A 23,216-nucleotide genomic window follows, 5' to 3' on the forward strand; every position below is an offset into this window, starting at 1 on the left:
GCCCAGCCGCGTGCCTGTCGACTGGCGATCTTGCTCCCGCGGCGTGCCACCATTCCGGAGTGACACGCAAGCAGGCATCCCTAGGCGGCGCACGACAGCAGGCCGCCGACCACGCGGACGTCCGCGAGACCCGCCACACCCGGCACGGCACCCGGTCCTTGCTGGCGCTCGGAGCTTTGGGCGTCGTCTTCGGGGACATCGGCACGAGCCCGCTGTACGCGCTGCAGACGGTCTTCAGCATCGAGCACAACAGCGTCCTGCCGACGGCTGTCGACGTGTACGGCGTGATCTCGATGGTGTTCTGGTCCATCGCGGTCGTGGTGTCGGTGAACTACGTCGCGCTCGTCATGCGGGCCGACAACGACGGCGAGGGCGGCATCCTCGCGCTCGTCGCGCTGCTGCGCCAGAAGCTCGCGGACAGACGTCGGCTCGCGATCGCCACGATGCTCGGGATCTTCGGCGCGGCCTTGTTCTACGGCGACAGCGTGATCACCCCGGCGATCTCGGTCATGTCGTCCATCGAGGGGGTCGTGGTGGCCGACCCGTCGTTCGAGCGGCTCGTGCTGCCAGCGTCCGTGGCGGTCCTCACCGTGCTCTTCGTCGTCCAGCGATATGGCACCACGGTGGTCGGGCGGGCGTTCGGACCGGTCATGGCACTGTGGTTCGTCGTCCTGGCCGCGTTGGGCGTTCCGCACATCGCCGCGAACCCGGCGATCCTGCGGGCGCTGTCGCCCACCTACGCCGTCGCCTTCGTCGTCGAACACCCGGCGACGGCGTTCATCGCGATGGGTGCCGTCGTGCTGACGATCACCGGTGCCGAGGCGCTGTACGCCGACATGGGCCACTTCGGGCCGGCGCCGATCCGGCTGGGCTGGTACGCCGTCGTCTTTCCGGCGCTGACCCTGAACTACCTCGGGCAGGGCGCGATGATCCTGGACGACCCCGCGACGGTCGAGAACCCGTTCTTCCACCTCGCGCCTACCTGGGCGACACTCCCCCTCGTGGCCCTGGCGACGCTCGCGACGGTCATCGCGTCGCAGGCCGTGATCTCGGGTGCCTTCTCGGTCTCGCGTCAGGCCGTGCGGCTCGGGTTGCTCCCCCGGCTCTCGGTGCGTCAGACGTCGCGGCACGAGGGCGGTCAGATCTATGTGCCGGCGGTCAACTGGATCCTGTTCTTCGGTGTGCTCGTCCTCATCGCGGTGTTCCGCAGCTCGAGCCGGCTGGCCACCGCCTACGGTCTGGCCGTCACCGGGACGCTGCTGCTCACCAGCCTGCTGTTCCTGCTGCTCGCGAAGCGCATCTGGCGCTGGGCGCCGTGGAAGGTCGCTGCGTACGGCGTCGTCATCGTCGGCCTGGAGCTCGTCTTCTTCGCGGCCAACCTCACCAAGATCGTCAGCGGCGGCTGGCTCCCACTTCTCATCGCCGCCATCGTCGTGACGCTCATGACCACGTGGCGGTCCGGCGCCGAGAGACTCTTCGCCCGGCGCGCCGAGCTCGAAGGGCCCCTCGACGACTTCGTCGCGATGGTCCGAGAGACGGGCGTCCCGCGCGTGCCCGGCCTGGCGGTCTTCCCCCATCCGAACAAGCTGACGACCCCGCTGGCACTGCGCTCGCACGTCGCGTTCAACCAGGTGCTGCACGAGCACGTCGTCATCGTGCAGATCCTCAACGAGAACGTCCCGCACATCCGGCACGTCGACCGGGTCGTCGTCGACGACCTCGGCTACGCCGACGACGGCATCGTGCACGTCTGCGTACACGTCGGGTTCAACGACAGCCAGGACATCCCACGCGGCCTGGGGCTGGCCATCGGCGAGAGCCCCGAGCTCACGCTGGACGTCGACGACGCCCACTACTACCTCTCGCTCCTCGCCGTGCACGCCGCTGCGGCTCCGCATCGCAAGAACTGGCGCGAGCGACTGTTCGTCTGGATGGCGAACAACGCCGCGAGCCGCACCGAGGTCTTCCACCTGCCACCGGATCGGACCGTGATCATGGGCGCCAACGTCGACCTGTAGCCCAGCGACGTCCTCCGGCCGTCGCCGACGCCCGGAGGAGGCCGGCCATCACGTCTCGAAGATGTATCCCACCCCGGGCGTGGTGATGATGTGGCGGGGGTGCGCCGGGTCGTCCTCGAGCTTGCGGCGGAGCAGGGCGGAGTACACACGCAGGTAGTGGGTCTCGTCGGAATAGCCCGGCCCCCAGACCTCCTGGAGCAGCTGCACGCGACCCACGAGTCGCCCGCGGTTGCGGACCAGCACCTCGAGCATGGACCACTCGGTGGGACTCAGCCGCACTTCGGACCCGTCCCGGAGCACGCGCCGGCGGGCGAGGTCCACGGTCAAGGCTCCGGCCACGACGACGGCGTCATCGGTCTCGGACGGGACGGACGCCCGTCGGACCGCTGCCCGGAGCCGAGCGAGCAGCTCGTTCATGGCGAACGGCTTGGTCACGTAGTCGTCGGCCCCGGCGTCGAGGGCGTCGACCTTGTCCTCCCCGTGCTGGCGGGCCGACAGGACCACGATCGGCATGTGGCTCCAGCCGCGGATCGCCGTGATGACGTCCAGCCCGCTCATGTCAGGGAGCCCGAGGTCGAGCAGCACCACGTCGGGAGCGTGCGACGCCGCTGCTGAGATCGCCGATGCTCCGTCGCCCGCGGTCGTGACCTCCCAGCCTCCAGCGCGCAGCGTGATCGACAGCGCGTGCGCCAGGCCGGGTTCGTCGTCGACCACGAGGATCTTGTTGCCCGCCATCAGGCTGCCGTCTCTGCGAGGGGAACGGTGACCAGCATCGTGAGTCCACCGCCCGGGGTGTCCTCGACGCTCAGCTCAGCTCCGACGGCGGTCGCGAGCCCGTCGGCGACCGCGAGCCCCAGACCCAGGCCGTTCCCGGTGGTGTCCCCCAGCCGCTGGAACGCGTCGAACATGTGCTCCTTGACGTCGTCGGGCACGCCAGGGCCGTCGTCGACAACCCGCACGACGACGCCGTTGCCGACGACGGCCGATCCCACGACCACGGGGCTGCCCGCTCTGGCGTGCCGGACCGCGTTGGACACGAGGTTGGCCACGACGCGCTCGAGGAGGCCCGGGTCGGTGTGCACGAGCGGGAGGTCGTCCGGCACGTCGAGGACGACGGCGCCCGGCGGGTAGCCCTCGATCGCGAAGGGCACGATCTCGTCGAGGCTCGTCGCCCGCAGCACGGGTCGGACGCTACCGGTCTGCAACCGGGACAGGTCGAGCAGGTTGTCGATGAGGCGCTCCAGCCGCGCGGTGGACTCCTCGAGTGTCCCCACGAGTTCCGCGCGGTCGGCGTCGTCGAGGTCCAGATCAGCCGACGTCAGCCCGTCGACCGACGCTCTGATGGTCGCCAGCGGCGTGCGCAGGTCGTGCGACACGGCGGCCAGCAGAGCGGTGCGGGTGGCGTCGGCCTCGCCGAGGATGCGCGCCTGCTCCGCCTGGGCCCGCAGTCGCTCCTGCTCCAGCACGAGCCCGACCTGAGAAGCGAACGCCTCGAGCACCCGGCGGTCGCTGGCCGGAAGTACGCGACCGGTCAGCGCGAGCACCCGGTCGTCGTCCACGGCCAGGACAACCTGGGCCGTCTCCGGATCGATGGCCGGATCGACGCCGTCCGTCGCCAGGACGTCCCAGCCGTTCCCGTTCCTCGAGAGCAGCGAGACCGCCTCCAGCGTGAAGGTCTCGCGCAGCCGTGCGACCAAGGCAGCCGCGGTGTCCTCGCCGGAGAGCACCGACCGGGAGATGGTGGCGAGGGCGGACGCCTCAGCCCGGGCGCGGAACGCCTCGGTCGTGCGCCGCGCAGCGAGGTCCACGACCGAGGCGACCCCGGCCGCCACGAGCACGAACACCCCCAGCGCGAGCGCGTTCTCCGGCTCGGCGATGGTCAGCCTCCCGGTAGGCATGGTGAAGAACCAGTTGAGCAGCAGGAAGCCGACGATCGCGCTGACGATGGCCGGCCAGAGTCCGCCGATGAGGGCAACCAGGACTGTGAGCGCCAAGAAGAGCATGAGCTCGGTGGGCAGGCTCACGAGCTCGCGCATCGTGCTCAGCAGAACAGTCAGCAGGACCGGGCCGAGCAGAGCGACCACCCAGCCGGCAGTCCGGCGCGGGCCGGACAACGCCGATCCCCGTCCCGTCCGGCGGGTGCCGGCGCGGGCGCGTTCGTGGGTCACCAGGTGGACGTCGACCATGCCGGCGAGCCGGGCGATCTCGGTGCCGTTGCTCTCTCGGACGGCTTCTCGCCAGCGGCTGCGCCGGGACACACCCACCACGATCATCGAGGCGTTCACACCGCGGGCGAAGTCCACGACAGCGCTCGGGACGTCCTCACCCACGACCGTGTGGAACGTGCCCCCGAGCGACTCGACGAGCCGGCGCTGCTCGGCGATCCGCGCTGGCGGTGCGCTCGGCAGGCCGTCGGTCGCGAGCACGTGCACGGCGAGGAGCTCAGAGCCGGCCGCCCGCTGGGCGATCCGTGCGCCGCGTCGCAGCAACGTGTCCCCCTCCGGTCCGCCGGTGACGGCCACGACCACGCGCTCGCGAGCGGGCCAGGGCGACTCGATCCGGTGCTCGCGCCGGTAGGTCGTGAGGGCGTCGTCGACTCGGTCGGCGAGCCACAGCAGTGCCAGCTCGCGCAGGGCGGTCAGGTTGCCGACCCGGAAGTACTGGCTGAGCGAGGCATCGATCTGCTCGGGCCGGTAGACGTTGCCGTGCGCGAGCCGACGGCGCAGGGCTTCCGGCGAGAGGTCGACCAGCTGGATCTGGTCCGCGTCGCGCACGACGTGGTCCGGCACCGTCTCGCGCTGCTTGACCCCCGTGATCGCCTCGACGTCGTCGTTCAGCGACTCCAGGTGCTGCACGTTCACGGTGGTGACCACATCGATACCCGCGTCGAGGACGTCGTGGACGTCCTGCCAGCGCTTGGCGTGACGGCTGCCCGGCACGTTGGTGTGTGCGAGCTCGTCGATCATCACCACCTGCGGCGCCCGTTCCAGGACGGCGTCCACGTCGAGCTCGGTGAACTCGGTGTCCCGGTAGGTCAGCGTTCGACGCGGCAGGACCTCCAGGCCCACCAGCTGCGCCGCGGTGGCTGCTCGACCGTGGTCCTCCACGAGCCCGACCACGACGTCCGTGCCCCGCGCGAGACGACGATGGGCCTCGTCCAGCATGGCGTAGGTCTTGCCGACGCCGGGGGCTGCGCCGAGGTAGACGGTGAGCCGACCCCGACGAGGGCGGCCGGCGCCGGGGCCGCCGCCCTCGTCGGGCCGGATCATGCGCCCAGCTCCTGGAGGGCGAGGTTCAGGCGCAGGACGTTGACCCGCGGCTCGCCGAGGACGCCGAGATCACGACCGACCGTGGTGTCCTCGACCAGGGCCTGCACCTGGTCCTGCGAGAGTCCGCGCTCCTTCGCTACCCGCGCGACCTGCAGGGCCGCGTAGGCCGGGGAGATGTCGGGGTCGAGACCCGAGGCGGATGCCGTCACCGCGTCGACGGGCACGTCGGCCGGGTCGACGCCCTCCTCGGCTGCCACGGAGGAGCGGCGCTCCTGCACGGTCGAGAGCAGGTCTTCGTTCAGCGGACCGAGATTGGATCCCGCCGAGGCGAGGGTGTCGTACCCGTCACCGGCCGCGGAGGGCCGCGGGTGGAACCACTGCGGTCCGTCGAACACCTGCCCGATCAGCAGAGATCCGACGGCGTCCGTAGGGTCGGTCACCCGCTCGCCGGAGGAGCTGACGAGCGAGCCGTGGGACTGCCACCGGAGGGCGACCTGCGCGACGCCCATGACGGCGAGGGGATAGGCGAACCCGAGCACCACGGTGAGCACGAGGAGCACCCGAAGGCCGGCCCAGGTCTGCCGGACGAACGAGACGGTGTCGGAGCCCGTGGAGTAGTGCGGGCGGGGGGTGGTAGTCATCAGGACATCCCTAGGGCAGTGACGATCAGGTCGATGAGCTTGATCCCGACGAACGGCGCGATCACGCCGCCGACGCCGTACACCAGCAGGTTGCGTCGCAGCAGGGCCGACGCCGACGAGGGCCGGTAGCGGACCCCGCGCAGGGCGAGCGGCAGGAGAGCGACGATGATCAGCGCATTGAAGATGACGGCCGAAAGGATCGCCGTCTCCGGGCTGGTCAGGTGCATGACGTTGAGCACGTGCAGCTGCGGGAACGCGATGACGAACATGGCCGGCAGGATCGCGAAGTACTTGGCGACGTCGTTGGCCACGGAGAAGGTCGTCAGGGCCCCGCGCGTGATGAGCAGCTGCTTGCCGATCTCGACGATCTCGAGCAGCTTGGTCGGGTTCGAGTCGAGGTCGACCATGTTGCCGGCCTCCTTCGCCGCGGTCGTGCCGGTGTTCATCGCGACCCCGACGTCCGCTTGAGCCAAGGCCGGGGCGTCGTTCGTCCCGTCACCGCACATGGCGACGAGCCGCCCGCCCTCCTGCTCCTTGCGGATGAGCGCGAGCTTGTCCTCGGGAGTGGCTTCGGCAAGGACGTCGTCCACGCCGGCCTCGAGTCCGATGGCCTTGGCGGTGAGCGGGTTGTCGCCCGTGACCATGACCGTCCGGATTCCCATGGCCCGCAGCGCGTCGAACCGCTCGCGCATGCCCTCCTTGACCACGTCCTTGAGGTGGATGACCCCGAGGACCCGCGCCGGCGCGTCTCCGAGCTGCTCGGCGACGACCAGCGGCGTCCCGCCGGACGCGGAGATCGCGTCGACGGTCGCGGCCACGTCGGCACCCGCATGCCCGCCGGTCGTCCTCACCCAGTGCGTCACCGCCGCAGCGGCACCCTTGCGGACGACCCGGGCAGGACGATCGGCATGGGACGGAAGGTCCACCCCACTCATCCGTGTGCGCGCCGCGAACGGCACGAGCTCGGCCCCCACCAGGTCACCCTCAGGGCGTTCGCGCAGCCCGAACCGCTCCTTGACGAGCACGAGGACCGACCGGCCCTCCGGGGTCTCGTCGGCCATCGAGGACAGCTGCGCGGCGTCCGCGAGGTCCTGGGCTGGTATCCCCGCGGCGGGCAGCAGGTCCGCGGCCTGCCTGTTGCCGAGCGTGATCGTGCCGGTCTTGTCGAGCAGGAGCACGTCGACATCACCGGCTGCCTCGACCGCGCGGCCCGACATGGCGAGCACGTTGCGACGCACCAGGCGGTCCATGCCCGCGATCCCGATCGCCGAGAGCAGCGCGCCGATGGTCGTCGGGATCAGGCAGACCAGCAGTGCGACGAGCACGATCAGCTTCTGCTGGGCGCCCGAGTAGATGGCGAACGGCTGCAACGTCACGACGGCGAGCAGGAAGATGATGGTCAGCGTGGTGAGCAGCACGTTGAGGGCCACCTCGTTGGGCGTCTTCTGCCGCTCCGAACCCTCGACCAGCGCGATCATCCGGTCGACGAACGTGTGCCCCGCGGGCGCCGTGATCCGCACGACGATCCGGTCGGACAGGACGACGGTGCCGCCGGTCACGGCCGACCTGTCGCCGCCTGACTCGCGGATCACGGGCGCGGACTCGCCCGTGATGGCCGACTCGTCGACACTGGCAACGCCCTCGATCACGTCGCCGTCACCGGGGATGGTCTCCCCTGCCACGACCACGACCACGTCGCCCACCTTGAGCGTCGAGGACGCGACCTGTGTCGTTTCCGGGTTGGCGACGTCGGGCGCGCCGACCACCTTGCGGGCGGTCGTCTCACGCTGGGTCGCTCGCAGGCTGGCTGCCTGGGCCTTGCCGCGTCCTTCGGCCACGGACTCGGCCAGGGTCGCGAAGACCACCGTGAGCCATAGCCAGGCGGCGATCGACCAGGCGAAGATGCTCGGCTCGATCGCGGCCAGCACGGTGGTGAAGGCGGCGCCGACCTCGACCACGAACATCACGGGCGAGTCCCAGAGCCGGCGCGGATCGAGGCCACGCAGGGCGCCGGGTACCGCGGCGAGGAGCTGCCGCGGGGACAGCGCGGACGGTGCCGCGTCGACCGTGTGGGGCTTGACGGGGGGCTTCTCGAGAAGGGGTGTGCTCATGACAGGGACTCCACGACGGGACCGAGAGAAAGGACGGGGACAAACGTCAGGCCGACCACGACGAGGGTCACCGTGACCAGGAGGCCGACGAACAGCGGGGTGTGCGTCGGTAGCGTGCCGGCGCCCTCAGGAACCTTTCGCTGGCTGGCGAACCGGCCTGCCATGGCCAGGACGAGCGCGATCGGCACGAACCGTCCGACCAACATCGCGAGACCCAGCAGCGTGTTGTAGAACGTCGTGTTGACCGTCAGGCCGGCAAAGGCGGACCCGTTGTTGTTCCCTGCGGAGGCGAACGCGTAGACGATCTCGGACAACCCGTGCGGCCCCCCCTGCAGCTGACCGGCAAGACCGGACGGTGTGGAGATGGCGATCGCGGAACCGATCAGGACGACCGCAGGCATCGTGAGGATGTACAGGGCGACGAGCGTGATCTCCTGTCGACCGATCTTCTTCCCGAGGTACTCGGGTGTTCGCCCGACCATGAGCCCGGCGAGGAACACGGCGACGATGATCAGCACGACCATCCCGTACAGGCCACTGCCGACGCCGCCCGGCGACACCTCGCCGAGAAGCATGTTGAGGAGCGCGACGCCACCACCCTGCGCGGTGAGCGAGTCATGCATCGAGTTGACGGCGCCGGTCGAGGTCATCGTCGTCGACGCAGCGAACAGGGCCGACGCGGCCTCGCCGAACCGGACCTCCTTGCCTTCCATCGCGCCACCGGCGGCCGCCGGCACCAGGCCCGGCCCGGCCATCTCGGCCCACGTCAGGAACCCGACCGCTGCGATCCACAAGGTCGACATCGCCGCGAGGATCGCCCAGCCCTGCCGGCGGTCGCCGACCATCCGCCCGAACGTACGGGGCAGGCTGAACGGGATGAGCAGCAGCAGCACGACCTCGAGCGCGTTGGTCCACGGCGTCGGGTTCTCGAACGGGTGCGCCGAGTTGGCGTTGAAGAACCCACCACCGTTGGTGCCGAGCTCCTTGATGGCCTCCTGAGACGCGACCGGGCCCCCCAGCACCGACTGCGTGCCACCGGCCAGAGTCGTGATCTCGGTGTGGGCGTTGAGGTTCTGGATCGCACCGGCGGCCACCAGGACGATCGCTGCGACGAAGGCGAGCGGCAGCAGGACGCGGACGGTCACTCGGACGAGGTCGGCCCAGAAGTTGCCCACCCTGCCATCGGTTCCCGACCGCGCGAACCCGCGCGCCAGCGCTGCGACGACCGCCAGAGCGACGGCGGCGGACAGGAAGTTCTGCACGGCGAGGCCGGCCATCTGGAAGAGGTGACCGGCGGTCGCCTCGCCCGAGTACCACTGCCAGTTCGTGTTCGTCACGAAGGAGACGGCCGTGTTCCATGCACCCGCAGGATCGAGCGGCGGCATTCCGATGTCGAGCGGGAGCTTGTCCTGCAGCCGGCCGAGCCCGAACAGCACGAGCACCGACGCCAGCGAGAACCCGAGCAGCGAGAGCAGGTACGTGCTCCATCGCTGCTCGGCGTCGGGGTCGACCCGCATGATCCGATAACCCGCGCGCTCGACGGCGAGATGCTTCGTCGACGTCAGCGTGTGGAAGATGTAGTCACCGAGCGGTCGGTGCGTTGCGGCCAGGACGACAACCACGATCCCGATCTGCCCGATCGCGGTCCACGTCGCGCTCATCGGACCTTGTCCGAACGGAGCAGCTGGACCACGAGGTAGACGAGCAGGGCGCCGGCGAGCACGAGGCCGGTGATGTCGAGCCCGCTCATGAGCGATCTGCCCGACGGGCGAGGAGCGCGACGGCGGCGAAGAACACCACGGTCAGCGCGAGGAAGGCCACATCGGCCATGTGTCTCACTGCACCTTCGACGGCGGGCGGGGGCGCCCTCGGGGCGCCACCCGACGACCCGCACCGGGGTCGCATCCGCAGGTCTACGCCTCTGCCGGCGGCGTTGGCCGTGGCCTTGACGGAACCTTGACGGCTACGTCCGACGTCTTGACGCGACGTTGTCGGCGCGCACGCCGCCGGGGGCGTCATGCTCGAGGAACACCCGGCACGGGCACTCGAGCTGGAGGTTCACGGCTCGATGGTCGCGCGGTCGACCCAGGCCGCCACGACGTGTCCCGAGCCCACGCGAGAGCAGGAGTCATGGTGGCCAGTCCGTCGTTCGTCCGGTTTCCTCGAGGAGTCCTGCTCGCGCTCGCGGTGCTGGCACCGCTGATCGTCGCGGCCGCCCTGCACGCGCTCGGGAGCCGGGTGACGACCACCACGGCGGCGCTCGCGATGGTTCTCCTGGTCGTCGCCGCCGCCGCTACCGGGCTCCGGTCGGCCGGCATCCTGGCCGCCCTGTCCGCCGGAGCGTGGTTCGACTTCTTCCTCACCGAGCCGTACGGCAGCTTCAAGGTCACGAACAGCGACGACATCCAGGCGACGGTCCTGCTGCTGGTTGTCGGGTTCGCGGTCAGCGAGCTCGCTCTGTGGGGCCGCCGCCAGGAGGCGCGGGCGAGTCGCCGCGCCGGCTACCTCGACGGCGTGTTCGGTACCGCCGACGTCGTCGCCCAGGTCGAGACGTCACCGGATGCTCTGATCGACCGCGTCCGGCGGCAGATCGTCGCGATCCTCGAGATCGACTCGTGCCGGTTCGAGCCCAGCGGGACGGAGAGCCGCTCGACGACCCGGCTGAATCACGACGGCTCGGTCACACAGCGCGGCGCCGAGGTCGACGTCGACCGCCATGGACTGCCGACCGAAGACGTCATCGCGCTCGACGTCAGCCACGGCGGTGTTGTTCAGGGCCGGTTCGCACTCACCGCGTCGACGCGGGTCGTCCGACCCACAGTCGAACAGCGCCGCGTCGTCGTCCTGCTCGCTGACCAGGTCGGCTCCGCCCTGGCCGCAGGTACGAAGCCAGGTCGTGCCCCAGGCAAGTGACCCGTCGGACGACGGAGCGTTGAGTCCCGCAGCCGGTCATTGCGCGAGCTGGAGCCGGTTCCACAGGGCGATGGTGAGGGCGGCGCATGCCGCACCGAAGGCCACCACGAGCGCCAGGGGGCCCCCGGACACCGCGCCGGGATCCATGGCCCACAGAGCCGGAGCAGCGAGTGGGACCCACGCCGTTGCGCCCGTGAACACGGAGATCTGTGCGACGACGATGGTCACGGCCGCGACGGCGACGCCGGGAAGGATGCCGCGGCCTAGCGTCGCCGCGACCGTGGCTGCGAGCGCAATGAGGGCAGAGAGCACACCGAGAACGACGATCCGGACGAGACCGACGACCACCTCCTCCCCGGGCACACCGAGCCCGAAGCCCAGCCCCACCAGGGCGAGGGTCCCGGCGAGGACCAGCGAGACGAGCGCGGCCCAGCCGAGGTGCACGACAAGCTTGGCCGCGGCGATCGCCGGGCGGCTCACGGGCAGCCCGAAGAGGGCCGGTGCCGTGCCATCGGCGAACTCGCGACCCACGAGCCACGCGGCTCCGAGCCCGAACGCGAACACCGACGCGGCGGCCGTGACCTGGGTGGAGGCGAGGACCAGGGCGTGCCAGTCGGCCTTGGCGATCTCTGGACCCAGCTTGGCCAGCAGCTGTGCACGCGCCTGCGGTGTACCTCCGCCGCGCGCCGCCGCGAGGATCGCGGCGACGATCGCCGGCACTCCGAGCGCGAGGAGCACCCCGGTCGCGCGCAAGGTCGACGACGCCGCCGCCTTGCGCGCCTCGACGACCATCGCAGTCGTGAAGCCGCTCACCGGGTCACCGCCGCGTGCACCTTGGAGAAGAATGCGCGCTCGATGTCGACGCCACCCGGGTCCAGCGACCCGATCATCCGGCCCTCAGCGATGACCGAGATCCGGTCGGCGATGCGAGCGACCTCGTCGAGGTGGTGGCTGGAGACGAGCACGCCTGCGCCGGCCGCGGCACGGCGGAGCAACGCCTCGCGAAGCGTGATGATCCCGGCCGGGTCGAGCGCCGTCGTGGGCTCGTCGAGCACCATCAGCCGGGGGCCGTGGGCGAGCGCCGCGGCGAGCCCGACCCGCTGCGCGTTGCCCGCCGACAGGCGACGCACCAGGACCCTCGAATACTTCGCGAGGTCGAGCTCGCCGAGCACGGCGTCGACCGTCCCGGCGACGTCGCGCGAGGCAACTCCGTGCAGGCGGGCCGCCAGCGCGAGGTTCGTCGACGCGTCGAGCTCGCCGTAGGCGAGCGGATGCTCGACGAAAGCCCCGACTGCTCTCCACACCTCGCGGTCCGCTTCGCCGACCTTCTTCCCGAGCACCTCGATGGCGCCTCGCTGGGGCCGGAGCATGCCGAGCACGAGCTTCATCAGCGTCGACTTGCCCGCTCCGTTGAGACCCACGAGTGCGTGCACCTCCCCGGCGCGGACCTCGAGGTCGACGTCGTGGACACCGGCACCGCCGCGATAGGCGTAGCCGACGCCGGCCATGAGCAGGAGGGTGTCGGTCATCGCCCGTGCTCCAGGAGGTCGAGAGCACGCAGGATGGCGCGCCCGAGCGTGACGCCTTCCCGTCGTGGCCAGTCGAGCAGCGCTGTCATCAGCGCGCCCATGACAGCGGCGGCACAGATGGCGGCGTCGTACGGCGATGTGCCACCGGCCACAAGCTGTTCGGCGATGGCCGCCTCCGTCGCAGCGGTTCCGGCTCGGACCGCCGGAAGCAGGCTCGGGGTCGCGCCGGCGAGCGCGATGCGCGCTTTGAGGGTGTCGTCGTCGTCCAGCGGCTGCCCCTCCCACGCGGCCCGGACGCCGCGTACTGCGCGGACGATCGGCGGCAGCTCGTGCGGCTGTGAGCTGATCGCGGCAGCGATCAGCGGGTCGTACGGGTCGTCGACGACCAGCTGACCCTTGCTCCGGAAGTGCCGGTAGAAGGTCATCTCCGTCACGCCTGCGCGCTGTGCGACCTGAGCGACCGTCGTCTTTTCGTATCCCTGCTCCGCGAACAGCTCGAAGGCGCTGGCGAGCAGCCGAGCACGGGTGCGTTCAACCTTCGTACCGCCGCGGACCAGGCGCTCAGTCGCCTCCATGCCTGAAATGTTAGTCACTAACTTTTCAGATGTCGACAGCCACCCTTCCACCGGCGCTCGAGGGGTTGATCGGTGGGCACGCGGAGCTCGTCAGGCCTCGTCGAGGCGGGCGCGCAGCTCGTCGTCGAGCACGAGGTCGAGCGCGCCCAACGACTCGTCGAGCTGCGCGACGGAGTGGGCGCCGACGATCGGGATGACGGGCGTCGGCCCCCCGAGCAGCCACGCGAGCGCGACCTGGTTCGCCGTGGCGCCGGCGTCGCGCGCGACCTCGCGCAGCACCTCGAGCCGACGCCGGCTGCTCGGGTGGTCGGCGCCCCCGAACAGCGACTTGTCGGCGCGTGTGTACGCCCCCTGGTGCAGCGGCGAGTACACCGTCACGGCGAGCGGCGGACGACCGTCGACCCCCGTGGACGCGGCATAGTCGAGCAGGTCTCCGGACACCCAGTTGTACCGGAACGGCGTCGGGCTCGGGTACACGTAGCTGCCCTGCTGCTGGACGAGCCCGTAAGGCTCGACACCCAGGCGAGCGGCGGTCTCGCGTGCCTCGACGACGCGCCACGTCGTGACGTTGGAGATGCCCGGCACGCCGATCATCCCGTCGGCCACGAGCTTGCCGAATGCTCCGACGGTCTCCTCCAGGGCGGTCTCGCGGTCGTCCACGTGTCCGTAGAAGACGTCGATCCGATCGACGCCCAGGTGGCGCAGGCTCGTGCCGGCCTCGCGGCGGATGGTCTCGGCGCTCAGGCCCTGGTAGTTGGTCGGGGGTGTGCCCGAGAGGGGCAGCGCCGGGTCCTTCTTGGCGGCGCCGCACTTCGTCGCGATGCGGACACGGTCCCGCAGCCCGCGTGACGCCAGCCAGGCGCCGATCACGTCCTCGCTCTCGTGCCCGTGGCCGCCCGCGTCCCAGGCGTTGTAGTTGTTCGCGGTGTCGAGAAACGTTCCGCCTGCATCCACGAACCGGTCGAGGACGTCGAAGGCCGTCTCACGCGGCGTGTGCGTGCCGAAGTGCATGGTGCCGAGGCACAGGACGCTGACGTCGGTGGAGGTGGGGCCGGAGCCGATGGTGCGCTGCTGCATGGTGTTCTCCTGGTGACGGCTGTCGTTCGGTGACAGATCCGACGCTAGGCGGGCAGCGGACCGGGAGTACGGTCCATTTCTGTGGCAGATGACCAGACCAATCGGTGGATCGGTGACGTGCTCGTCACCATCGAGGGCGGCCAGCCGGTGCACGTCGCGCTCGAGCGGGCGCTGCGTGCGGCGGTCCGCGAGGGACGCCTCCGCCCGGGCGACCCGGTACCCCCGAGCAGATCACTGGCCCGCGACCTCGGCGTCTCACGCTGGGTGGTCACGGAGGCGTACGGGAGCCTCGCGGCCGAGGGCGTGCTGGACGCTCGCACGGGCGCGGGCACCCGTGTCGCGTCCACGTCGTGGCCCACCCCCACGCCAACCCGGGCTCCCGACCGCGCCGTCCATCCGCGGCCCGCGTTCGACCTCGGGCCGGGTGTGCCGGACCTGCGCCACTTCCCGCGTGCGGCCTGGGTCTCGGCGGTTCGCGCGGCCGTCGCGACAGCGACCCCTGGCGACCTCGTCGCGCCGGACCCCCGGGGTGTGCCCTCGCTGCGACAGGCGCTCGCCGATCGGCTGACCGTGACGCGTGCGGCGCTCGTCGATCCGGACACGGTCGTCGTGACGCACGGCGCAGCCGACGGCATGATGCGCCTGGCGAGATCCCTACGCGCCGCGGGCCATGAGTGCGTGCTCGTCGAGGACCCGAGCTGGCCGCGGCTGCGCGACGTCGCGGCGGCCGCCGGCCTGCACCCCGTGCCGGTGCCGGTCGACGAGGACGGGGTGGACACCGATGCACTCGTGGCGGCGGCCGAGCGCACCGGAGCTCGCGCCGCGCTGGTGACGCCCTCGCACCAGTTCCCCGTCGGCGCCGCGCTCGTCCCGGCGCGGCGCGAGGCGCTCGTCCGATGGGCCCGCTCGGTCGACGGACTGATCGTCGAGGACGACTATGACGCCGAGTTCCGCTACGACCGCCGCCCCGTGGCGGCACTGCGCGCGCTCGCGCCCGACCGCGTCGCACTGGTGGGCTCGTGGAGCAAGACGCTCGCCCCGGGGCTCGGTGTCGGGTGGCTGGTCCCTCCTGAGGACGTCCCCGCCGCGCGCGTCGGGCTCGACGTCGACGGGAGCGCTCCGCCGTCTCTGCACCAGCTCGCCTGCGCGGCGCTGCTCACCGACGGGGGCTACGACCGGCACCTGCGTTCGGCCCGCGCTCGGTACCGGCGCCGACGGGCGGCACTGCTCGCCGCGCTCGCGCAACGGCTGCCGGGCCTGCCCGTGACTGGCCTGGCGGCGGGCCTGCATGTCGTGCTGGGGCTGCCGCCTGGGGCGGACGAGGACCGCGTGACCCGGCTGGCTGCGCGACGCGACGTGCGCGTGGTGCCGGCAGGTCGCTATCGCGTCGGGACCGTGACCCGCCCACCGGCGCTCGTCGTCGGGTACGGCAACCTGGTCGACGCACGGCTCGACGAGGCGGTGGCCCGCCTGGCCGCGGCCGTCGGCGAGGCGGCGTCGCACGGAGCCCGCGGGCTCGCCGGCTCGCGAGCTCCGAGCACCCACGGGTCATAGCCGGGCGGTCGCTGCGCGGAGCCCTCGCGTCTTCGCCGCCTGAGGATGGAGGCACTCGCGACGAGAATCCTCCACGGAGGCATGAGCCCGCCGGATCTCGCTGTCGAGGCGACGGTCCCTCAGCCGTCGTCGCCTTCGCCGGACTGCTGCGTGGAGACCCTGCCGTCCCAGGTGGCCTGCGCGCCGGAGTCTCCCGCGCGCACCACCGCGACGATCGTGCCCGCGGCGACGACGACCGCCAGGATCCCGCCGACGACCCCGAGCCAGCGGTCCCTCCCGTTGCGCGCGCCGTCGTGGGCGTCGATGTATCGGCCCCACAGCCAGACCGCGACCGACAGCGCCGAGAGTGCCAGCGCCCACGGGAGGATCTGGTCGCCCAACGCGGCGTGCTCCTCGACCAGGTCGGACTGGGGCACGTGACCTTCGAGCCACTCGCCGTAGTGCGTGGTCAGCGGAACCAGGAACGTGGCGCCGAGGGTGAGCAGCGGCGTGAGCACACCGAGCTTGCGCCGCAGGGTCGGCCACCACGCGGTCACGGCGACGAGCAGCGCGGCGAGCGGCAGCAGGACCACCACCGCGTGGACCAGCAGGATGTGCGTGGGCAGACCGTTGACCTCGTTCACGCCGACCTCCGTCGTTGGGATGCCAGCGGGACGCTACGGACGGATTCTCAGAGGTTTCTTACAGGTAGGCGTTCCGAGAATCCTCTGAGAACGCGGCGGCAGACTCGTCGGCATGGCAACGACCACCGCCCACGACGCACGGCCGATGGTCGCCGCCCCCGTGGCACGGCGCACGGGGCGTGGTCCGTCGGGTGTGCTCACCGCGCTGTGGGCGGGCTCGCTCGCGGTGCTGATGTTCTGGTGGCTGGGGACGTCGCCGCTGGTCGGGGCGACGCCGGGCGGTGCGGTGATGAGCCTGGGCGAGCTGGCCGGTCTGCTCGGGTCGTTCCTCGTCTGTGCGCAGCTCCTGCTGATCGCACGGGTGCCCTGGTTCGAGCGGTCCGTCGGGCTCGACCGCCTCGTGTCGTGGCATCGGTCGCTCGGGACCACGGTCGTCCTGCTGATCGTCACCCATGTCGTGCTCATGATCCTCGGCGGTGCGTGGCTGGACCGGACGACGGTGTGGTCCGAGGTGCCGGGGGTGCTGGCGACCCAGCCGTACCTGTGGCCCGCCGTGATCGGCACGGCGCTGTTCCTTGCCGTCGGGCTCTCGAGCGCCCGCCTGGCCCGGCAGCGCCTGTCGTACGAGGTGTGGTTCACCGTCCACCTGACGAGCTACGTGGCGATCTTCCTGACGTTCTTCCACCAGGTCGCGGGCGGGACGCACTTCGTGTCGGACACGTTGGCCCGGCTCGCCTGGATCCTCCTGTACGTGGGGACCGCTGCGGCGATCGTCACGTGGCGCGTGGCCCTGCCGCTGCTGGACCACGGGAGACATCGCCTGCGGGTGACGGCCGTCGTGCCCGAGGGACGCGGCCTGGCGAGCGTCTGGCTCGAGGGCGCGGACCTGCAGCGGCTCGGTGCCCAGGGTGGCCAGTACTTCCTCGTGCGCTTCCTGGCACGCGGGCACCTCGGCACGGCCCACCCGTACTCGCTGTCCATGGTCCCGACGGACGAGAGCCTGCGCTTCACGGTCGGCGCGCTCGGCGACCACTCCTCGGCCGTCGCGCAGATCCGGCCCGGGACACGCGTGCTCGTCGAGGGACCGTTCGGCCGGTTCACCGCGGAGCGCGCGACCGCTACCAAGGTCCTTCTGGTCGCCGGCGGCGCCGGGATCGGACCCATCCGCGCGCTGGCCGAGGAGCTCTTGGCACGCGGCCACGAGATCGTGGTGATCCACCGTGCGCACACCGCAGACGGTCTGGCCCTCGCCGATGAGTTCACACCGTCGCCGTGGCTGCGCTACGTCCCGGTCCCCGGCCGGCGCACACAGCTCCGGCACGACCCGTTGGCGCCCGCGTACCTGGCCCGGACCGTCCCGGACATCGCCGAGCGGGACGTGTTCGTCTGCGGACCCGACGCAATGATGTCCACGGTCGCTCGCTCGGCCCGCGCCCTCGGGGTGCCGGCCACGGCGATCCACCGAGAGGAGCTGGGCTGATGGCCTCCCGACCGTGGCGAGGGACGTTGATCTTCGTCGGCACCGCAGCGGCGATGGCCGCCGCGGGTGTCAGCCGGTTCGCCGGCGTCGTGCCGCAGCCGGCCACCCAGGCGCCTGCAGCCGGAGCGCAGGGCACCGGATCGGCGGTCCCTTCCGCGCCGAGCGGGTCGACGGCCGCCGGGCCCGACGCGACCGGCACGGACGGCGGCTCGACCACGACGTCCGACACCGTGACGATCGTCGGTGCCGTCGCGCAGAACCGCTACGGCTCGGTGCAGGTCGCGGTGACCTTCACAGGCAGCCAGATCACCGATGTGCAGACGCTGCAGTCGCCGAGCCGCGAGCGCGAGAGCGCGCAGATCTCGGAACGCTCCGTCCCGCGCTTGGCCCAGGAGGTGATCGCCGCGCAGTCGGCGCACATCGACACGGTCTCGGGCGCCACGTACACGTCGCAGGGCTACCGCGAGTCCGTCCAGTCGGCGATCGACCAACGGGGCTGACGCGTGCGCCGGCTGGAGACGGTCATGGGCATCCCCGTGTCGGTGGACGTGCGAGACGGCGACCCGGCCACGACGCCCGCCCTCGTCGCGAGAGCGTTCACGGCTCTGCACGCGGCGGACCGACGGTTCAGCCGGTACGACCCGCGCAGCGAAGTCAGCCGCTTCGGGCGCGGCGAGCTGCTCCCGGCGGACCTGTCCGAGGACCTGAGAGAGGTCTTGGGCGTTGCCGGGCGGGCCTGGCGGGACTCGGGCGGGGCCTTCTCGGTCCGCCGCCCCGACGGGTCGGTGGACACCGACGGCGTGGTCAAGGGGTGGGCTGTCCAGCGGGCCACGGACATCCTGGCGGCCGGCGGGCTGACGCGCTTCTGCTGGAACGCGGGAGGCGACGTGGTGACCCGTGGCGAGCCGGAGGCCGGGCGGGGATGGCACGTGGCCGTGCGGGACCCGCTGGGCGGCGAGGCGTTCCTGGCCGTCCTGGAGCTGCGCGACGGTGCCGTCGCGACGTCCGGCACGTACGAGCGCGGGAACCACGTGTGGGACGGCCGGACGGGTGCGCCCGCCACGGCCCTGCTGTCCGCGACGGTGGTCGCCCCGGACCTCACGACCGCCGACGTGCTGGCCACGAGCGTCCTGGCGCTCGGGCCCGACGGCATCAGGTGGGCGTCCGGCGCCGGCGCGACCGCGGTGATCGCCGTGGCCGCCGACGGGCGGATCCTCACCGACCCGGCGGGCGCGGAGCTGCTGGCAGCTCGAGGGTGATCACCGCTCCGGCGGCCCCGCCGGAACGTGACTCCGCCCGCACCGAGCCTCCGTGCTGGGACGCGACCTCGGCGACGAGCGCCAGCCCGATCCCGTAGTGGCGCCGTCCGGGCTCGCCGTCCGTCTCGTTACGGTGCGACGCGAACCGTCGGAACAGGTCGGCCTCGTCGGCGGACAGTCCCGGACCGTCGTCACGCACCGACACCGACACGCGGTCGGATGCGACCTCGACGCAGACCTCCACGCTCCCGGCCGCGTGGTCGAGGGCATTGTCGACGAGCGCAGTCACAGCCCGTCGGACCGAGGGGGCCGACGCCAGCGCGACGGCGCGGGGCTCGCCGGACCGGGTGAGCGTGACGCCGCGGAGCTGCCCGGACGCGCGCGCCGCCTCGACGACGTCGTCGGCCACACCGGCGACGTCGACCGGGACCGGGTCGACCGACCGGGCGTCTGCCGCCAGCAGCATGTCGTCCAGGACCGCCGTGAGCGCGGCGGTGTCGGCCAGGAGCCCGTCGACGTCGTGCTGCACGCGGTCCGGCGGCGACGTCCCCCAGTCGGCCGTCATGTGCCGGTCCAGCAGCTGGGCCCGCGTCGACAGCAGCGTGAGCGGTGTCCGCAGCTCGTGGCTGGCGTCGGCGACGAAGCGCCGCTGCAGGCTCAGCGCGCCCACCATCGGCCTGACCGCTCGACGGGCGAGCCACGCCCCACCCAGTCCGGCCAGTGCCACCCCCACGCCGCCTGCGACCAGCAGCGCAGCGACGAGCCGCTCACGCTCCTCGTGGCCGGCGCGGGGGTCGATCGCGGCCTGCACGACCCGGTCCCCGGAGCGCCCGGTCACGACCGTCACCTCCCCGGCACCGGTGGAGACGGTCGTGCGCACGTCGTTCCCGGCCTCGGCCACGTCGCGCAGGGCATCGACGTCGGGGAGGCCGGTCGGCAGGTCGGCCGAGGACTCCTGCTCGCCGTGGTGGACGACCGTGACCCACATGCCGGCGGGGGCGTCGTGGACGTCGTCGATGGAGTGCACCGCCGCACGCGCCTGGGACAGGGACGCGGCGTGCTGCGACCGGCTCACGATGACCAGGACGGTGGCGGACACCGCGCCGAGCACCACGAGTGCCAGCCCGGCGATCTGCAGGCCCAGCCGCCACGACGTACGTCGGACGACAAGTCGCTCGTGGGCCGTCAGGTCGGTCATGCGTCACCCAGGCGGTAGCCGGAGCCCCGGACAGTCGACACGGTCGTGCGGCCGAGCTTGCGACGCAGGTAGTACACGTAGGTGTCGACCACCCCTTCGTCCTCCGCGTCCGGGAACACCCGGTCCAGAAGGTCAGGCCTGCTGAACACGTGGCGGGGCCGCCGCGCCAGGACCTCGAGCAGGGCGCTCTCGCGCTCGGTCAGGCCCACGGACCGTCCGCCGCCGAGCGTGACCTCCCGGGAGCCGAGGTCGAGCGAGCCGCCCGGCACGGGGATCGTCGTCGCCTCGTCGTGATGCCGTCGACGCAGGGCCCGCAGCCGGGCGGCGAGCTCGTCGAGGTCGAACGGCTTGCTCATGTAGTCCTCGGCCCCCGCGTCCAGGCCGGCGACCCGGTCGGCCGGGTTCCCCAGCGCGGACAGCACCAGCGCGGGCGTCAAGACACCCCGCGAGCGCAGCCGGGCCAGGAGGTCGAGGCCCTCGATCGCAGGCAGGCCACGGTCGAGGACCATGACGTCGTAGCTGCGGGTCAGTCCCAGGTGCAGGCCGCGCTGCCCGTCCGGTGCGACGTCGACGTCGTACCCCTCGCCGGACAGGATCTGCTCGAGCATCTCGGCCAGCTGGCGGTCGTCCTCGACCAGGAGCAGCGGCACCCCGGTCCCCATGTCTCGCTCGCCTACAGACCGGAGACGCCGAGCAGCCGGCCGACGGCGTAGGTCACGGTCATGGCCACGGCTCCGCCGACGACCAGACGCACCACGGCCGGCAGCCGTCGGGCACCGCCAAGATGCGCGCTGATCCCGCCGGTGACGGCCAGCGCCACCAGGACCGCTGCGAACGTCACCGCGACCCGGACCGACGCCGGGGCGAGCGACACCGCCAGCAACGGCAGGAGCGCCCCTGCCGTGAAGGAGACGCCCGACGAGATCGCCGCGTGCACCGGGTTCGTCAGAGCCCCGGGGTCGAGACCGAGCTCGACGTCCAGGTGCGCTGCCAGCGGGTCGCGGGCGGTCAGCTCCTCGGCGACCGCGCGGGCCGTGCCACGCGAGAGGCCCTTGGACTCGTACATCCCGACGAGCTCGTCCAGCTCGCCCTCGGGGTCGCTCTCCACCTCGCGCCGCTCCTGCTCGATCAAGGCGCGCTCCGCGTCCCGCTGGCTGCTGACGGACACGTACTCGCCGAGCGCCATCGACACCGCACCCGCCACCAGTCCGGCGATGCCCGCCACGAGGATCGGCCCGATCTGCGTCGTCGCCCCGGCGACCCCGACGACCAGGCCCGCCGTCGAGATGATCCCGTCGTTGGCGCCGAGCACCCCGGCGCGCAGCCAGTTCAGCCGCGCAGCGTCGCGGCCCCGACCGTCGTCGACCAGCCGGGCCGTCGTTCCCCCGAACGCTGCCATGACATCGACGCTAGGCCGCTCGACGACGCGGCGCCACGAAGGTGTGGCTGGCCTCGCCGGCTCAGGCCGCGGGTTCGTCCACCGCCGTGATCGGCTTGGTGATGTCCTCCAGGGACTTTCCTTCCGCGTTGATCCCGAAGGCGATCTCGACGATGCCACCGATCACCATGATCAGGCCACCGATGACATACCCGACGACCAGGCCGGTCCGATCCTGCCCGTCGCCGATCAGCCACCCGAAGAAGAACGGTCCGATGGCGCCGAAGATCTGGGCGATCGCGAAGAACACGGCGATGGCCTCGGCGCGGATCTCGATGGGCCAGGTCTCGCTCACGGTCAGGTAGGCCGAGCTGGCACCTGCCGAGGCGAAGAAGAAGATGATGACCCACACGAGGGTCTGCGTCGTGGCGTCCAGGATGTCGGCTCCGAACATCCACGCACTGATGGCCAGGAGCACGCCCGATATCAGGTAGGTGCCGGAGATCATCTTCTTGCGGCCGACGGTATCGAACAGGGGGCCGAGCAGCAGCGGCCCGAGCAGGTTGCCTATGGAGAACGCGAGCCCGTAGATGGGCACCTTCGTGGCGGAGACCCCGTAGAACTCTGTCAGCACCAGGGCGTAGGTGAAGAAGATCGCGTTGTAGAGGAAGGACTGCGTGATCATCAAGGTGGCGCCCAGGACGGCGCGTTTGGGGTACTCCCGGAACACGAGTCGCAGGAAGACGAGATAGCCGTACTTCTGATCAGGCACGAGCGAGATCGCCTTGCTGTCGTCCAGAGGCTCGAGCACCTGGCCGTGCTGGCGTGCGTTGTCCTCGATCTTGGCGAGCTCCTGCTCGGCCTCGTCGACGCGTCCGTGGCTCATCAGCCAGCGAGGACTCTCCGGCAGCGTTCTTCCGACGATGATCACGACCAGCGCCAGGACCGGGCCCATGAGGAAGGCCAGGCGCCAGCCGACGTTGATCGGGAACGCGTTGAGGAAGATGAGCGAGACGAAGGACCCGATGATGGCGCCGGCCCAGTAGGTCCCGTTGATCCAGATGTCGACGCGCCCGCGGTACTTCGACGGCATCATCTCGTCGATCGCGGAGTTGATCGCCGCGTACTGACCGCCGATGCCCATGCCGGCGATGAACCTGGTCGCGTAGAAGGCGACGAGCCACCCGGTGTGGTGACCGGTGATGAACGCAGCCAGACCGGTACCCAGCAGGTAGAGGAGCAGCGTGACGATGAGCAGGCGCTTGCGTCCGAGCTTGTCGGAGAGGCGGCCGAAGACCAGCGCGCCGAGCATCTCGCCGATCAGGTACACCGACGCGATGAGCCCGATCTCCTCGGAGGTCATGCCCAGCGTCTCCGGGCTGGTCAGCACGCCGGTCACGGAGCTCGAGATCGTGATCTGGAGCCCGTCCAGGATCCATGCCGCGCCGAGGCCGGCCACCATCCGGGTGTGGAACGGGGTCCAGCTGAGTCGATCCAGCCGCGCCGGGATCGTCGACCGGATGACCGCGCTGGTGCTCATCGGGTCACCTCCTCGGTCGAAGCGGCGCGCGTCCAGGTCTGAGCGTCCACG

20 protein-coding genes are annotated in these 23,216 nt (G+C 71.4%); 6 read left to right on the forward strand and 14 right to left on the reverse strand.

All coding sequences use genetic code 11. The features are described from left to right. The first annotated feature begins 59 nt into the window (after window positions 1-59). A complete protein-coding gene (locus AC1DZC_RS13520; RefSeq protein WP_477043633.1) occupies window positions 60-2,018 on the forward strand; it encodes a potassium transporter Kup in 1,959 nt (652 codons plus the stop codon). A 48-nt stretch (window positions 2,019-2,066) separates the two neighbouring features. Here AC1DZC_RS13520 and AC1DZC_RS13525 read toward each other — a convergent pair whose 3' ends face one another. From AC1DZC_RS13525 to kdpA, 5 genes are read right to left on the reverse strand one after another with little or no spacing between them, the layout of a single operon-like run. After that, entirely contained in the window at window positions 2,067-2,753 is a 687-nt protein-coding gene (locus AC1DZC_RS13525; RefSeq protein ID WP_477039979.1) for a response regulator, read from the reverse strand. After that, window positions 2,753-5,287, reverse strand: coding sequence for a DUF4118 domain-containing protein (locus AC1DZC_RS13530; protein WP_477043634.1), 2,535 nt, complete (start codon window positions 5,285-5,287; stop codon window positions 2,753-2,755). The genes AC1DZC_RS13525 and AC1DZC_RS13530 overlap by 1 nt, the downstream gene beginning before the upstream one ends. Further along, the gene (gene kdpC, locus AC1DZC_RS13535; protein ID WP_477039977.1) at window positions 5,284-5,928 is read right to left on the reverse strand and encodes a potassium-transporting ATPase subunit KdpC; all 645 of its coding nucleotides are present in this window, start codon (window positions 5,926-5,928) and stop codon (window positions 5,284-5,286) included. The genes AC1DZC_RS13530 and kdpC overlap by 4 nt, the downstream gene beginning before the upstream one ends. Then, a complete protein-coding gene (kdpB, locus tag AC1DZC_RS13540; RefSeq protein WP_477043635.1) occupies window positions 5,928-8,039 on the reverse strand; it encodes a potassium-transporting ATPase subunit KdpB in 2,112 nt (703 codons plus the stop codon). Before kdpB ends, kdpC begins: the two co-directional genes overlap by 1 nt. Next, complete coding sequence (gene kdpA / locus AC1DZC_RS13545; protein ID WP_477043636.1) at window positions 8,036-9,700, reverse strand: potassium-transporting ATPase subunit KdpA; 1,665 nt, start codon at window positions 9,698-9,700, stop codon at window positions 8,036-8,038. The genes kdpB and kdpA overlap by 4 nt, the downstream gene beginning before the upstream one ends. A 469-nt stretch (window positions 9,701-10,169) precedes the next feature. Here kdpA and AC1DZC_RS13550 point away from each other — a divergent pair, with 469 nt between their 5' ends. Beyond that, window positions 10,170-10,952: a DUF4118 domain-containing protein gene (locus AC1DZC_RS13550; protein WP_477039974.1), complete on the forward strand. Its 783-nt coding sequence runs from the start codon at window positions 10,170-10,172 to the stop codon at window positions 10,950-10,952. A gap of 36 nt (window positions 10,953-10,988) precedes the next feature. Here the strand turns inward: AC1DZC_RS13550 and AC1DZC_RS13555 are convergent, their stop codons facing one another. From AC1DZC_RS13555 to AC1DZC_RS13570, 4 genes are read right to left on the reverse strand one after another with little or no spacing between them, the layout of a single operon-like run. Next, complete coding sequence (locus AC1DZC_RS13555) at window positions 10,989-11,765, reverse strand: ABC transporter permease (protein WP_477039973.1); 777 nt, start codon at window positions 11,763-11,765, stop codon at window positions 10,989-10,991. After that, window positions 11,762-12,481, reverse strand: coding sequence for an ABC transporter ATP-binding protein (locus tag AC1DZC_RS13560; protein ID WP_477039972.1), 720 nt, complete (start codon window positions 12,479-12,481; stop codon window positions 11,762-11,764). The genes AC1DZC_RS13555 and AC1DZC_RS13560 overlap by 4 nt, the downstream gene beginning before the upstream one ends. Continuing rightward, window positions 12,478-13,107, reverse strand: coding sequence for a TetR/AcrR family transcriptional regulator (locus AC1DZC_RS13565; protein WP_477043637.1), 630 nt, complete (start codon window positions 13,105-13,107; stop codon window positions 12,478-12,480). The genes AC1DZC_RS13560 and AC1DZC_RS13565 overlap by 4 nt, the downstream gene beginning before the upstream one ends. Before the next feature lie 39 nt (window positions 13,108-13,146). Beyond that, window positions 13,147-14,133: an aldo/keto reductase gene (locus AC1DZC_RS13570; RefSeq protein WP_477043638.1), complete on the reverse strand. Its 987-nt coding sequence runs from the start codon at window positions 14,131-14,133 to the stop codon at window positions 13,147-13,149. Window positions 14,134-14,214: 81 nt separating this feature from the next. On the opposite strand from AC1DZC_RS13570, the gene pdxR reads away from it, so the two are divergent. Next, complete coding sequence (gene pdxR / locus AC1DZC_RS13575; RefSeq protein ID WP_477043639.1) at window positions 14,215-15,687, forward strand: MocR-like pyridoxine biosynthesis transcription factor PdxR; 1,473 nt, start codon at window positions 14,215-14,217, stop codon at window positions 15,685-15,687. 119 nt (window positions 15,688-15,806) lie between these two features. Here pdxR and AC1DZC_RS13580 read toward each other — a convergent pair whose 3' ends face one another. Beyond that, window positions 15,807-16,310: a DUF2231 domain-containing protein gene (locus tag AC1DZC_RS13580; RefSeq protein WP_477039968.1), complete on the reverse strand. Its 504-nt coding sequence runs from the start codon at window positions 16,308-16,310 to the stop codon at window positions 15,807-15,809. Between the two features lie 112 nt (window positions 16,311-16,422). Here AC1DZC_RS13580 and AC1DZC_RS13585 point away from each other — a divergent pair, with 112 nt between their 5' ends. From AC1DZC_RS13585 to AC1DZC_RS13595, 3 genes are read left to right on the forward strand one after another with little or no spacing between them, the layout of a single operon-like run. Beyond that, a complete protein-coding gene (locus AC1DZC_RS13585) occupies window positions 16,423-17,790 on the forward strand; it encodes a ferredoxin reductase family protein (protein ID WP_477043640.1) in 1,368 nt (455 codons plus the stop codon). Next, a complete protein-coding gene (locus AC1DZC_RS13590; RefSeq protein ID WP_477043641.1) occupies window positions 17,790-18,290 on the forward strand; it encodes an FMN-binding protein in 501 nt (166 codons plus the stop codon). The genes AC1DZC_RS13585 and AC1DZC_RS13590 overlap by 1 nt, the downstream gene beginning before the upstream one ends. A 24-nt stretch (window positions 18,291-18,314) precedes the next feature. Beyond that, entirely contained in the window at window positions 18,315-19,049 is a 735-nt protein-coding gene (locus AC1DZC_RS13595; protein WP_477043642.1) for an FAD:protein FMN transferase, read from the forward strand. Here the strand turns inward: AC1DZC_RS13595 and AC1DZC_RS13600 are convergent. The 4 genes from AC1DZC_RS13600 to AC1DZC_RS13615 form a co-directional block, all read right to left on the reverse strand. Continuing rightward, window positions 19,006-20,247: a sensor histidine kinase gene (locus AC1DZC_RS13600; protein ID WP_477043643.1), complete on the reverse strand. Its 1,242-nt coding sequence runs from the start codon at window positions 20,245-20,247 to the stop codon at window positions 19,006-19,008. The genes AC1DZC_RS13595 and AC1DZC_RS13600 overlap by 44 nt on opposite strands. After that, on the reverse strand, window positions 20,244-20,909 hold the full coding sequence (locus AC1DZC_RS13605; protein ID WP_477039963.1) for a response regulator transcription factor: 666 nt from the start codon (window positions 20,907-20,909) through the stop codon (window positions 20,244-20,246). The genes AC1DZC_RS13600 and AC1DZC_RS13605 overlap by 4 nt, the downstream gene beginning before the upstream one ends. 11 nt (window positions 20,910-20,920) lie before the next feature. Beyond that, window positions 20,921-21,646 (reverse strand): VIT1/CCC1 transporter family protein, encoded by a 726-nt coding sequence (locus AC1DZC_RS13610; RefSeq protein WP_477039962.1) that lies wholly within the window; start codon window positions 21,644-21,646, stop codon window positions 20,921-20,923. A 61-nt stretch (window positions 21,647-21,707) separates the two neighbouring features. After that, on the reverse strand, window positions 21,708-23,165 hold the full coding sequence (locus AC1DZC_RS13615; RefSeq protein WP_477039961.1) for an MFS transporter: 1,458 nt from the start codon (window positions 23,163-23,165) through the stop codon (window positions 21,708-21,710). Between the last annotated feature and the right edge of the window lie 51 nt (window positions 23,166-23,216).

This window comes from Cellulomonas sp. P2_B4, assembly GCF_056404795.1.

Bases quoted from the DNA above. Each gene is read 5' to 3' on its own strand.
- AC1DZC_RS13570 (WP_477043638.1), bottom strand. From the start codon at position 14,133: ATGCAGCAGCGCACCATCGGCTCCGGCCCCACCTCCACCGACGTCAGC.
- AC1DZC_RS13525 (WP_477039979.1), bottom strand. From the start codon at position 2,753: ATGGCGGGCAACAAGATCCTCGTGGTCGACGACGAACCCGGCCTGGCG.
- kdpB (WP_477043635.1), bottom strand. From the start codon at position 8,039: ATGAGCACACCCCTTCTCGAGAAGCCCCCCGTCAAGCCCCACACGGTC.
- AC1DZC_RS13550 (WP_477039974.1), top strand. From the start codon at position 10,170: ATGGTGGCCAGTCCGTCGTTCGTCCGGTTTCCTCGAGGAGTCCTGCTC.
- AC1DZC_RS13600 (WP_477043643.1), bottom strand. From the start codon at position 20,247: ATGACCGACCTGACGGCCCACGAGCGACTTGTCGTCCGACGTACGTCG.
- AC1DZC_RS13595 (WP_477043642.1), top strand. From the start codon at position 18,315: ATGGGCATCCCCGTGTCGGTGGACGTGCGAGACGGCGACCCGGCCACG.
- AC1DZC_RS13560 (WP_477039972.1), bottom strand. From the start codon at position 12,481: ATGACCGACACCCTCCTGCTCATGGCCGGCGTCGGCTACGCCTATCGC.
- AC1DZC_RS13615 (WP_477039961.1), bottom strand. From the start codon at position 23,165: ATGAGCACCAGCGCGGTCATCCGGTCGACGATCCCGGCGCGGCTGGAT.
- AC1DZC_RS13530 (WP_477043634.1), bottom strand. From the start codon at position 5,287: ATGATCCGGCCCGACGAGGGCGGCGGCCCCGGCGCCGGCCGCCCTCGT.
- kdpA (WP_477043636.1), bottom strand. From the start codon at position 9,700: ATGAGCGCGACGTGGACCGCGATCGGGCAGATCGGGATCGTGGTTGTC.
- AC1DZC_RS13605 (WP_477039963.1), bottom strand. From the start codon at position 20,909: ATGGGGACCGGGGTGCCGCTGCTCCTGGTCGAGGACGACCGCCAGCTG.
- AC1DZC_RS13610 (WP_477039962.1), bottom strand. From the start codon at position 21,646: ATGGCAGCGTTCGGGGGAACGACGGCCCGGCTGGTCGACGACGGTCGG.
- AC1DZC_RS13585 (WP_477043640.1), top strand. From the start codon at position 16,423: ATGGCAACGACCACCGCCCACGACGCACGGCCGATGGTCGCCGCCCCC.
- kdpC (WP_477039977.1), bottom strand. From the start codon at position 5,928: ATGACTACCACCCCCCGCCCGCACTACTCCACGGGCTCCGACACCGTC.
- AC1DZC_RS13590 (WP_477043641.1), top strand. From the start codon at position 17,790: ATGGCCTCCCGACCGTGGCGAGGGACGTTGATCTTCGTCGGCACCGCA.